Source organism: Actinomadura rugatobispora (assembly GCF_042656285.1).
GTDB classification, from domain to species: Bacteria; Actinomycetota; Actinomycetes; order Streptosporangiales; family Streptosporangiaceae; genus Spirillospora; species Spirillospora rugatobispora.
Window position 1 is genome coordinate 1 of record NZ_JBHSON010000093.1, and the last position, 13,016, is coordinate 13,016.

General features: G+C 74.2%; 2 protein-coding genes. Both read right to left on the reverse strand.

Translation table 11 applies throughout. The features are described 5' to 3' along the window. Positions 1 to 8,353 (reverse strand): non-ribosomal peptide synthetase (locus tag ACFPZN_RS44200; RefSeq protein ID WP_378288864.1); only part of this gene is annotated, 8,353 nt, incomplete at its 3' end. Beyond that, positions 8,350 to 13,014 (reverse strand): amino acid adenylation domain-containing protein, encoded by a 4,665-nt coding sequence (locus ACFPZN_RS44205; RefSeq protein WP_378288866.1) that lies wholly within the window; start codon positions 13,012 to 13,014, stop codon positions 8,350 to 8,352. The genes ACFPZN_RS44200 and ACFPZN_RS44205, both read right to left, overlap by 4 nt. Positions 13,015 to 13,016: the final 2 nt, after the last annotated feature.

Sequence of the window (13,016 nt, forward strand, 5' to 3'; positions counted from 1 at the left end):
CCACCACCACGCCCGCACCCACGATCAACGGCCAGAACAGCTCCCACACCGAGACGTCGAACCCCAGCGGAGTCTTCTGCACCGACCGGTCATCGGCCGCGAGCCCGTACCGGCCCTGCATCCAGAGCAGCTGGTTGACGACCGCCGCATGACCGACCGCGACTCCCTTGGGACGTCCCGTCGAGCCCGAGGTGTAGATCACGTACGCGAGGGCGTCGGCGTGCAGCGGCACGGACGGCGCGGTCGCCGGACGGTCCGCCACAGGCGAGTCGTCCAGCACCAGCAACTCTTGCCCCGCCGCTCCGGGCAGCAGTTCCCGGGTCGCGGTCGTGCACACCGTCACGCCCGGCGACGCGTCCTCGATCACGTAGGCGATGCGGTCGGCCGGATACTCCGGGTCGATCGGAACGTACGCGGCGCCCGCCTTCATGACCCCCAGCAGCACCGCCGGAAGATCCGCCGACCGGTCCAGCATGACGCCGACCAGGCCGCCCGGTCCGGCGCCGCGCGCGATCAGCTCGTGCGCCATCCGGTTCGCCCGCGCGTCCAGCTCCGCGTACGACCAGGGCTCCCCCTCGTACACCACCGCCACCGCATCGGGGGAACGCGCGACCTGCGCCTCGAACAAGCCCGCCAGCGAATCGCGCGGCACCTCCCGGGCCGTGTCGTTCCACTCCTCGACGACACGGCGCCGCTCCTCGCCGGACAGGACGTCCAGGTCGCCCAGGCCGGTCTCCGGGTCGGCGGCCACCTGCTCCAGGACCCGCACCAGCCGTCCGGCCAGCTCCCGGACGGTGCCCTCGTCGAACAGGTCGACGGCGTACTCGATCTCACCGCCGATACCGGCCGGAGAGCCGTCCTCGTCCCGGTGCTCCTCCAGCGTCACCGAGAGGTCGAACTTGGCCGACATCGATCCGCCGGGCATGGGGGCCACCTGCGCGCCCGGGAAGTCCCAGTCCACCGGCGGGATGTTGTGGACGGCCAGCATCACCTGGAACAGCGGGTGCCGGCTCATCGAGCGGGCGGGGTTGAGGTCCTCGACCAGCCGCTCGAACGGCAGGTCCTGGTGCGCGTACGCCGCCAGGTCGGTCTCGCGCACCCGCTCCAGCACCTCGGTGAACGACGGGTCGCCGCTCACGTCCGTCCGCAGCACCAGCGTGTTCACGAAGAAGCCCGCCAGGTTCTCCAGGGCCGCGTCGCCGCGTCCGGCCACCACCGTCCCCACCGGGATGTCGGTGCCGGCACCGACCCGGGCCAGCAGCATCGCCAGCGCCGCCTGCGCCACCATGAACATCGTGACGCCCCTCTGCCGGGCCACCTCCACCAGCAGCGCGTGCAGGCGTGCGTCGAGTTCGACGGGGACGGTCCCTGCCTCGTACGAGGCCACCGCCGGACGCGGCCGGTCCCAGGGCAGCACCAGTTCCTCCGGCGCCCCTCGCAGGGCCCGCCGCCAGTAGTCGAGCTGCCCCGAGATGAGGCTGCCGGAGTCGTCGGGGTCGCCCAGGGTCTCGCGCTGCCACAGCGCATAGTCGATGTACTGCACCGGCAGCGGTTCCCACCCCGGCGCCCTCCCGGACCGGCGGGCCGCGTACGCGGCGCCCAGGTCGCGGGCCAGCACGCCCATCGACCAGCCGTCCACCGCGATGTGGTGCGCGACCATGACCAGGACGAACTCGGACGGTGACACGACGAGCAGCCGGACCCGCCACGGCGGCCGCCGGGCCAGGTCGAAGCCCCCGGTCATCTCGGCGCCGATCACCTCCCGCAGATCCCGCTCGGCCACCTTCCCGACCACCAGGCGCGGCCGCCCCGCCGCGCCCGTCAGGACCTCCTGGCGGGGCACGCCGCCGGCGTCCGGGAACAGGGTGCGCAGGCTCTCGTGCCGGTCGGCCACATCGCCGAGCGCCGCCTCCAGCGCCGCGACGTCCAGATCGCCGATCAGCCTCAACGCCATCGGCACGTTGTAGGCGGCGACCGCGAGGGGGTCTCCGTCCTCCTCCAGCCGGTTGAGGAACCACATGCGCTGCTGCGCGTACGACAGCGGCACGGTCTCCGGCCGCTGCCGCGCCACCAGCTCGGCCCGCGCGCCCTCGGGGTCGCCGGCCACCAGCCGCGCGACGCCCGCGACCGAGGGCGCGGCGAACAGCTCGCGAATGCCGATCTCGGCGCCCAGCACCGCCCGGACCCGCGCGATCAGCCGCATCGCCAGCAGCGAGTCGCCGCCGAGCGCGAAGAACGACGCCTGCGCGCCGACCCGCTCCAGCCCCAGGACCTCGGCGAACAGCCCGCACAGCACTTCCTCGACCGGCGTCGCCGGGCCCCGGCCGCTCGCCGCGCCCGCGAAGTCGGGGGCGGGCAGCGCGGCCTTGTCCAGCTTCCCGTTCACGGTCACCGGCAGCGTGTCCCGCATCACCACCGCGGCCGGGACCATGTGCTCGGGCAGCCGCGCCGCCGCGTACTCCCGCAGCGCCGGTCCGTCGACGCCGCCGGCCACCGCGTACGCGACCAGGCGCGTGACGCCGGGCCGGTCCTCGCGGGCGACCACCGCGACCTGGGAGACCCTCGGGTGCGCGGCCAGGACGGACTCGATCTCGCCCGGCTCGACCCGGAAGCCGCGCAGCTGGATCTGCTGGTCGGCGCGGCCGAGGTGCTCGAGCGTGCCGTCCGGGCGCCGCCGCGCCAGGTCGCCGGACCGGTACATGCGGGCGCCTCCGGAGCCGCCCGGCTCCGCGACGAACCGCGCGGCGGTCAGCTCCGGGCGGCCCAGGTAGCCGCGGGCGAGCCCGCGACCCGCCACGTAGATCTCGCCGGTCACTCCGGGCGGCACGGGCCGCAGCCAGTCGTCCAGGACGTGCACCCGCAGGTCCGGGATCGGCACGCCGATGACGCTCGCCCTCTCCTCCGCGCAGGTCCGCGCGTCCAGCGGCGCGTGGGTGACGTGCACGGTGGTCTCGGTGATGCCGTACATGTTCACCGGCACCGCCTCGGGGCGCCGGGCGCACCAGCCCGCCAGCCGCGCCGGTTCCAGTGCCTCGCCGCCGAACACCACGAACCGCAGCGCCAGACCGGCCGCGGGCGCCTCCGTGTCGGCCGCCATGAGCTGGTAGAACGCCGACGGCGTCTGGTTCAGCACGGTGACGCGCTCGGCGGCCAGCAACGCCAGGAAGTCGCGCGGCGACCGCGACACCGGATAGGGCACCACGACCAGCCGCCCGCCGTACGCCAGCGCCCCCCACAGCTCCCACACCGAGAAGTCGAAGGCGTAGGAGTGGAACAGCGTCCACACGTCGTCGGGCCCGAACCCGAACCAGTGCTCCGTCTCGGTCAGCAGCCGGACCACGCCGGCGTGCGGGACCACCACGCCCTTGGGCCGGCCGGTCGAGCCCGACGTGTAGATCACGTAGGCCGGGTGCCCGGGGCGCGGCGCCACGGCCCGGCCGGCATCGGCGGGCGGCGTGCCGGGACGTGCGGCGAGCGCCGCGGCGACCGCGGGATCATCCAGCACCAGCCGCCCGTCCCCGCCACCGCCGGCCGCCGCCGCGCCCGCGGTCGCGTTCGTGCACACGACGACGGCGGGAGCCGCGTCGGCCAGCATGTAGGCGATGCGGCCGTCCGGATATCCGGGGTCGACCGGAACGTAGGCGGCGCCCGCCTTCACCACGGCGAGCACCGTCATGACCAGCTCGGCCGAACGCTCCAGGACGACGCCCACCAGCGTCTCCGGCCCCGCGCCGCGATCGATCAGCTCGTGCGCGAGCCGGTTCGCCCGCTCGTCCAGTTCCGCGTACGTCCAGGAGACCTCACCGGACACCACCGCCACCGCGTCAGGGGTCTCGGCCGCGCGCCGCTCGAACAACTCGGGCAGCGTCACCTCCGGCGCCGGCCGGTCCGAAACGGCGGCCTGGTGCGCGGCGAGCCGCCGCCGTTCGGCCTCGTCGAGCAGGTCGAGCTGGCCGACGCGCAGCTTCGGGTCCGCAGCGACCTGCTCGAAGACCCGTTCCAGCCGCTCGGCGAGCGCCCGCGCCGTCGGCTCGTCGAACAGGTCGGTGGCGTACTGGATGTCCCCGGTGATCCCGGCGGGGGCGCCCGCCTCGTCCCGCTGCTCGGCCAGCGCGAGCGACAGGTCGAACTTGGCCGTCACCGTCTCCTCCAGCGGCGGCAGGGGCCGTACGCGCACGCCGGGAAGGTCCCACGGGGTCCGGGCCTGCGGGATGTTGTGGAAGGCCAGCATCACCTGGAACAGCGGATGCCGCGCCAGGGAACGGACCGGGTTGAGGTCCTCGACCAGCCGCTCGAACGGCAGCTCCCGATGCGCGTACGCGGCCAGGTCGGTCTCCCGTACGCGCGCCAGCAGCTCGGTGAAGGTCGGGTCGCCGCTCACGTCGGTGCGCAGCACGAGCGTGTTGGTGAAGAACCCGGCCAGGTCCTCAAGCGCCGCGTCGCCGCGCCCGGCCACCACCGCCCCCACCGGGACGTCGGTGCCCGCGCCCATCCGGGCCAGCAGCGCCGCCAGCGCGGCCTGGGCCACCATGAACGTCGTGGTCCTGGTCCGCTGCGCCACCTCCACCAGCCGGGCGTGCACCCGCGGCCCCACGCGCACCGGCACCGAGGCCCCGTCGAACGACGCCTCCGCGGGCCGCGGGCGATCCGCCGGGAGGGCGATCTCCTCGGGGACGCCGGCCAGAGCCGCGCGCCAGTACGCGAGCTGAGCCGAGAGCAGGCTGCCGGAGTCATCGGCGTCGCCCAGGACCTCGCGCTCCCACAGCGCGTAGTCGGCGTACTGCACCGGCAGCGGCTCCCACCCGGGCGCGCTCCCGGACCGCCGTGCCGCGTACGCGGTGCTCAGATCGCGGGCCAGCACGCCCATCGACCACCCGTCCACCGCGATGTGGTGCGCGACCACGACCAGGACGTGGTCCGTCGGCGACAACGCCAGCAGCGTGGTCCGCCAGGGCAGATCCCGGGCCAGGTCGAAGCCCCGGCGCATCTCGGCGGCCAGCGCCTCCGGCAGCCCGTCCTCGGCGATCTCGGAGACGGCGAGCCGGGGACGGCCGACCGCGCCTTCCAGGATCTCCTGGTGCGGGACGCCGTGCACGGCCGGAAAGATCGTCCGCAGGCTCTCGTGCCGGTCGGCGACGTCGCCGAGCGCGGCCTCCAGCGCGGCGATGTCCAGGTCACCCGTCAGCCGCAGCGGAAGGGGGATGTTGTAGGCGGCTCCGGCTCCCGCCGCCTCCAGCCGGTTCACGAACCACATGCGCTGCTGCGCGTACGACAGCGGCAGAACCTCCGGCCGCTCCCGCACCACCAGTTCCGCGCGCGCGCCGCCGGGCCGCTCCCCGTCGATGAGCCCGGCCATACCGGCGACCGTCGGGGCGGCGAACATCTGCCTGATGCTCACCTCCGCCTCCAGCACCGCCCGCACGCGGGCGACCAGCCGCATGGCCAGCAGCGAGTCACCGCCGAGCTCGAAGAACGAGGACTCGGCGCCCACCGTCTCCAGGCCGAGGACCTCGGCGAACAGCCCGCACAGCACCTCTTCGGTCGGCGTCGCGGGGCCCCGGCCGTCGCGCGGCCCGGCGAGGTCGGGCGCGGGCAGAGCCGCCCGGTCGAGTTTGCCGTTGACCGTGACAGGAAGCCGGTCCAGCGCCACGACGGCCGCCGGGACCAGGTACTCCGGCAGCCCTTCCGCCATGTACTCGCGCAGGACGCCCTCATCGCACCTGCCGTTGGCGGGGACGACGTAGGCGACCAGCCGCTTCACGCCCGGCTGATCCTCACGAGCGATCACCGCGACCTGGCCGACCTGCTCGTGGGCGGCGAGGAACGCCTCGATCTCGCCGGGCTCGATCCGGAACCCCCGGATCTTGACCTGCTCATCGAGCCGGCCGGCGAACTCCAGGACTCCGGCGAAGTTCCACCGCGCCAGATCACCCGTCCGATACATGCGTCCGGAGGAGAAAGGGCACGCCACGAACCGCTCGGCCGTCAGACCGGCCCGGCCCACATAGCCGCGCGCCAGCCCCGCGCCCGCGAGGTAGAGCTCCCCGACCACACCCGGCGGGACAGGCCGCAGGAACTCGTCCAGGACATACGCCCGGGTGTTGTCCATCGGCACACCGATCGGTACCGAGGCGGGAACCGACTCGGCGTCAGTGAACGCGAGTTGGGTGGTGAACGCGGTGTTCTCCGTCGGGCCATAGGTGGTCCGCACCACCATGCCCGGGTGCTCTTGCAGCAGCGCCCGGATCGCGGCGGACGAGACCACGTCGCCGCCGGTCGAGACCTCCCGGACCCCGGCGAAGATCTCCGGAGACTGCTCGGCCAGCACCCGGAACAACCCGGCCGTGGCATGCACGTTGGTCACCCCGTGCTCAGCGATCAACCGACCACGCTCGACCGCATCCACCTCACCCGGAGGAACGACCACCAGCCGCCCGCCCCGCAGCAACGGCACCCACAGCTCATAGGTCGAGGCGTCAAAGGCGTGGTTGGCCTGGACCAGGACCCGCTCGACCACCTCATCGGTCCAGCTTCCGTCCTCGCAGAACGCGACCACATTGGCGTGAGTGACGGCGACGCCCTTCGGCACACCGGTCGACCCCGACGTGTACATCACATACGCCAGGGAGTCCGCCGAGACGTGCACGTCCGGGCCGTCCGGACGCGGCTCCTCGATCAAGTCCTCGCCGGTCAGGACCACCGAGACGCCCGTTTCGGCGGCGACCGCCCGCCGCCGTTCCTCCAGTGGCACATACGCCGCACCGGCCTTCAACACCGCCAGCAACGCGACGATCAGATCGGCCGACCGCTCCATGAGCACACCGACCAGATCCCCGGGCCGCACACCCCGCCGGACCAGCGCATGCGCCAGACCGTTGGCCCGGTCGTTGAGCTCGGCATAGGTCAGTTCCACATCCCCGGACACCACCGCGACCGCGTCCGGAGACTCCGCCGCACGCCGCTCGAACAACCCCGCCACCGACACATCCGGCAGCGGACGAGCCGTGTCGTTCCACTCCACCAGGACCTGGTGACGCTCGGCCTCGCCGAGCACCTCCAGATCGCCCACCCGGACCTCCGGGTCGGCGGCCATCTGGGCCAGGACGCGCGTCAGACGACCGGCCAGGGCCTGTGCCGTGGCCGCGTCGAACATGTCGGGCCGGTAGTCGATCTGCAGTTCGAGCCGGTCGCCCGGGGTGGCCACCAGCGTGAGCGGATAGTGGGAGGCGTCCACGCTGCCGGCTCCGCCGAGCTCGACGTCACCGAGCCTCGGCGGGCCGTCCGGGCTGCGCGGATAGCTCTCATAGACCACGAGGGTGTCGAACGTGGCGCCGGGACCGGCCGCGCGCTGGATGTCGGCCAGCCCCAGGTACTGGTGGTCGAACAGCTCGGCCTGCCGGATCTGGACCTCGGCCAGCATCTCCGCCACCGGCCGTGACGGGTCCAGCCCGACCCGTACGGGCACGGTGTTGATGAACAGGCCGAGCATGTGCTCCACACCGGGCAGATCCGCCGGCCGTCCGGCCACCGTCGCGCCGAAGACGACGTCGCGGCGGCCCGCGAGCAGGCCCACCAGGACCGCCCACGCGCCCTGGACCACCGTGTTCAACGTCAACGCGTGCCTGCGGGCGGTCTCGCGCAGCGCCTCGGTCAGGGCGGCGTCGACCGGCGCGATGACGTGGTGGGGCAGAACCGGCTCCCGCCCGGGGTCGGCCGGGGCGACCAGGGTCGGCCCGGTCACGCCCGCGAGCTCCTCGCTCCAGGCCCGCCGCGCCGCGTCCTTGTCCTGGCGGGCCAGCCACGCCAGGTAGTCCCGGTACGGCGTGACCGGCGGCAGGCCGCCCGCGTCACCGCCCGCCGCGTAGACTTGGGTGAGCTCCCTGACCAGGACGGGCATCGACCAGCCGTCCATCACCAGATGGTGCGTGGTGATCACCAGCCGGTGCCGCCGGGGTCCGAAGCCGATGAGCAGCAACCGCAGCAGCGGTGGCGCCGCGAGATCGAAGCGCCGGTCCCGCTCCTCCGCGGCGAGCCGCCGGGCCTCCCGTTCGGCGGCCTCCTCGTCCAGGTCCGACAGGTCCTCCGCCCGCCACGGCAGGGCCACGCCCCGGACGACGACCTGGACGGGGACGCCCGAGCCGCGGCGCTGGAAACCCGCGCGCAGGCTCGCGTGCCGGTCCAGCAGCGCCTCCCACGAAGCCCGCAGTACGGCGGCGTCCAGGGGGCCGGTCAGGTCGAGCGCCCGCTGCCCCACATAGACGTCGCGGGCGCCCTCGTCGTACCGGGCGTGGAACAGCAGCCCTTCCTGTAACGGCGACAGCGGCCAGACCTCGGCCAGCGCGGAACCTGTCACGACGCGATCCCCCTTTGCCCCAGGTCTTCCGCCAGTGCCGCGAACTCGTCGAGCTCGTCCTGGCTGATCTCCGTCAGCGGGACGTCGGAAGGGGTGAGGCCGCCGCCGCCCGTCCGGGTGACGTGGGCGGCGATGCCGTGCAGCATGGCCGCCCATCCGGCCGTCAGCTCCTGGAGCTCGCCGGCGTCCAGCAGACCGGCCGGGCAGGTCAGCGACACTTCCAGCTCGGGCCCGCCGGGCAGGTCCCGTACCAGCGCGGACGCCGCCAGCGCGTGCGTGGCGGCCATCCGCGGGTCGGGGGCCCCACCGAGGACCGCCTCCCCCGCGGGCCGCCAGCCGTCTCCGGCGGCGGACGAGGAGGCGGTGAAGCGGCCCAGGTAGTTGAAGGCGATCTGAGGCACCGGCAGCGCGGCGAGGGCGGGCGCCGTGGCCTCGTTGACGTGGCGGAGCAACCCGTAGCCCAGCCCGTCGCCGGGAACCGCCCGCAGCTGCTCCTTGATCCGTTTGACCAGCAGCCCGGCCCCCGGGCCTCCGGCCCGCACGTCGGCGTAGCCGGTTCCGCCGGGGTCCAGCCGTACCGGGTGCTGCGCGGTGAACCAGCCGACCGTCCGGGTCAGGTCCATGCCCTCGGCCAGCGGCTCACGGCCGTGGCCCTCCACATCGACCAGCATTCCGCCGGGCGCGCGGCGGCCCTGGCGGCGGCGCCGTTCGTCCACCGCCGCGACCAGTCCGGCCAGGAGGGCGTCGTCGACCCCCGCGTTGAACGCCGCCGGAACACCGGTCAGCAGCGCCGAGGTCACCTCGCCCTTGAGGCGTAGCGCCTCGCGCCGGGTTTCCGCGGCGGTGTCCGTCTCCTTATCCAGGGGCCGCCCGCCGAGCAGCGGGTCGGGCCCGGCCAGCATCCGGGTCCACTGCGGCAGCTCTCCGACGCGCTCCTGACCGACCGCCTGCTCCGCGAGCGCGATCGCCCACCGCCGGAAGGACGTCCGGACCGGCTCCAGCGCGTTCCCCGCATACGCCGCCGCCAGATCGGGCATCAGCACGCGCCACGAGACCCCGTCCACGGCCAGGTGGTGGGCCACCACCAGCAGCCGCCCCGGCACCTCCGGACCGGCGTCGAACCACACCGCCTGCACCAGCACGCCGCCGGACGGGTCCAGGCGGGCGACCGCGTCGCGTCGATGCCCGGCCACGGTTTCGGCCAGCGCTTCATCCCGCAGCCCGACGGCGTCGACCCGCCGCACGCAGGCCCGCGCGGAGAGCGCCTCGGCGGCGCCGGGCGGCGGCACCACCAGGCACCGGGCGTCCGCGTCCAGCCGGGCCCGCAGCGCGTCGTGGTGGTCGAGGACGGTCTGAAAGGCGGTGATCAGGGGCTCCAGTCGTGTCCCCGACGGGACGGAGACGAGCATCGACTGGCAGAACCGGCCCGTGAGCGCGGCCGGACCCGCGCGTTCGGCCAGTTCGCGCATCACGGGGGTCAGCGGTACCCGTCCAGTGGCCACGTCCTCGGCCGCTTCGGATGCGGAGGCGTCAGCGTCGGCGACCGTCTCGGCCACGCGCGCCAGCCCCGCGGGGGTGCGTTCCTGGAAGATCTGCCGCGCGCTGATGACCACCCCGGCCCGGCGGGCCCGGGACACCACCAGCATCGACATGATCGAGTCGCCGCCGAGCTCGAAGAACGAGTCCTCGGCGCCCACCCGCTCCAGCCCGAGGACGTCGGCGAACAGGCCGCACAGCAGTTCCTCGGTGGCGGTGGCGGGGGCGCGCCCGGTGACCGCCCCCGCGAAGTCGGGTACGGGCAGCGCGGCCCTGTCGAGCTTGCCGTTCACCGTGACCGGTAACGCGTCCAGCACGACCACCGCGGCCGGGACCATGTGATCGGGAAGGCGGGCCGCGACGTGCTCCCGCAACGCCCGCCCGTCGACTCTGGAGGGCTGGTCGGCGGGGACGGCGTAAGCGACCAGCCGCTTGACGCCGGGCCGGTCCTCGCGGGCGATCACCACCGCCTGGCCGACCCGCTCGTGGGCGGTCAGGACCGCCTCGATCTCGCCGGGCTCGATCCGGAATCCGCGGATCTTCACCTGGTCGTCGGCGCGGCCCGCGAACACCAGTTCCCCGGCCCCGGTCCACCGCGCACGGTCGCCGGTCCGGTACATGCGCTCGCCGCCACCGGTGAACGGGCACGCCACGAACCGCTCGGCCGTCAGACCGGCCCGGCCTGCATACCCGCGTGCCAGCCCTGCGCCGGCGACGTACAGCTCCCCGGTCACACCCGGCGGGACGGGCCGCAGGAAGTCGTCCAGCACGAATACCCGCATGTTCCAGATCGGCTCGCCGATCGGGACCGTGCCGCCGTCCACGGCCCCGGGTGCCAGGGGCGGGCTCATCGTGGCGCACACGGTCGTCTCGGTCGGCCCGTACGCATTGATCATCCGGCGCCCGGCCGACCACCGCTCCACCAGCGCCGGAGGACACGCCTCACCCGCCACCACGACGGTCCGCAGCCCCTCCGGCAGCGACTCGGCCGCGCCCAGCACGGACGGCGGCAGCGTCACGTGCGTCACGCCGAACTCGGCGACGAGGTCCTCGAGGGCGCCCTGCGGCGGCAGGCGGTCGGCGGCGGCGAGCACCAGCCCGGCCCCGGCGAGCAGCGCCGTGCACAGCTCGGAAACGGAGGCGTCGAAGCTCAGCGCCGCGAACTGCAGCACGCGGGACTCCGGCCCCACCGCGAACCGGTCGATCTGCGCCGCGGCCAGATTCCCGATCCCCCGGTGCGGGACCGCCACGCCCTTGGGCGTCCCGGTCGAACCGGACGTGTAGATCACATAGGCCGGGTGGCCGGGACGCAGCGGCGCCGCCCGATCGGCGTCGGTCGGCGGGGTGGCGGGACGGGCCGCGAGCAGGGCGGACGTCGCGGGATCGTCCCACACCAACCGGCCGACCCCGGCATCATCGCCCACCAGGCCCGCGGTCGTGCTCGTGCACACGATCAGGGCCGGACGGGCGTCGGCGAGCATGAACCCGATCCGCTCCGCCGGGTACTCGGGATCGACGGGCAGGTAGGCGGCGCCCGCCTTCGTGATCCCCAGGAGCACCACCGGCGACTCGGCCGACCGTTCCATGACGACGCCGACCAGGTCCTCCGGGCCCAGTCCCCTGGCGATCAGCTCGTGCGCGAACCGGTTGGCCCGCTCGTCCAGCTCCGCATAGCTCAACTCCACCCCGTCGCCCACCACCGCGACGGCGTCCGGGGTCCGCGCCGCCTGCGCCTCGAACAGTTCCGGCAGGGGCCTGTCCGCCACGGCCCGGGTCGTGGTGTTCCACCCGGTCACCACCTGCCGCCGTTCCTCGCCGGACAGGAGGTCCAGGTCGCGGACGCTCAGCTCCGGGTCGGCGGCGACGCGATCGAGGACCCGCGCCAGCCGGTGCAGGAGCGCCCGCGCGTCCTCCTCGCCGAACAGGTCGGGGCGGTGGTCCAGGCGCAGTTCGAGACCGTCGTCCGGGGTCGGGGTCACGATCAGCGTGAGCGGGTAGTGGGAGGCGTCCTCGCTGTGGCCGCCGGTGACCGTCACCCCGCCGAACCGCAGCGGCCCGGACGGGTCGCGCGGGAAGTTCTGGTAGACCAGCAGGGTGTCGAAGGAGGCGCCCGCCCCGGCGACGCGCCGGATCTCCGCGAGCCCGAGGTGCTGGTGATCGATCAGCGCCGTCCGCTGGTCCTGGAGCTCCGCCAGCATCCGCGCGAACGGCTTCGACGGGTCGAGCACGACCCGTACCGGGACGGTGTTGATGAACAGGCCCAGCATCCGCTCCACGCCGGGCAACTCGGCCGGACGGCCCGCGACCGTGGTGCCGAACACAGTGTCGGAGCGGCCCGCCAGCAGGCCGACCAGCACCGCCCACGCGCCCTGCACCACCGTGTTCACGGTCAGGCCCCGCGCGCGGGCCGTCGCCGCGAGCGCGCGTGCCGCGTCCGCACCCGTCGTCACGATCACGTGGCCGGGCTTCGCCGGGTCGTCGTCGGCCGGGCCCGCGGGGGCCACGAGCGTGGGTTCGTCCGCGCCCGCCAGCGCCTCGCGCCATGCCGTCCGCGCCGCGTCCCTGTCTTGACGGTCCACCCATGCCAGATAGTCCCGGTACGGAGTCACCGGCGGCAGGCCGCCCGCGTCGCCGCCCGCCGCGTACACCTCGGACAGTTCCTCCAGGAGCACCGACAGCGACCAGCCGTCCAGCGCGATGTGGTGCGAGGCGAACACCATGCGGTGCCGCGCCTCGCCCATCCTGATCAGCGTCAGCCGCAGCAGCGGCGGTGCCGCCAGGTCGAACCGCCGGGCGCGGTCGCGCTCCACCAGCCGCCGGGCCTCCGCCTCGGCCTCCGGCCCGGCCAGGCCGGACAGGTCCTCCTCCCGCCACGGCAGCGGCACGCCTTCGGCGATCACCTGGACCGGCGCGCCCGAGGCGCGGTGCTGGAAACTCGCGCGCAGGCTCGCGTGGCGGGCCAGCAGCGCCTCCCAGGACGCGCGCAGCACCGCCACGTCCAGCGTCCCGGTCAGCTCCACCACGCCCTGGACCACGTACAGGTCCTGGGCGTCCCCGTCGTATCCGGCGTGGAACAACAGCCCTTCCTGCAGCGGGGACAGCGGCCACACGTCCTCGATCCGCATCT

Excerpts from the sequence above, each read along its gene's own strand:
- ACFPZN_RS44205 (WP_378288866.1), bottom strand. The coding sequence starts at position 13,014 with ATGCGGATCGAGGACGTGTGGCCGCTGTCCCCGCTGCAGGAAGGGCTG.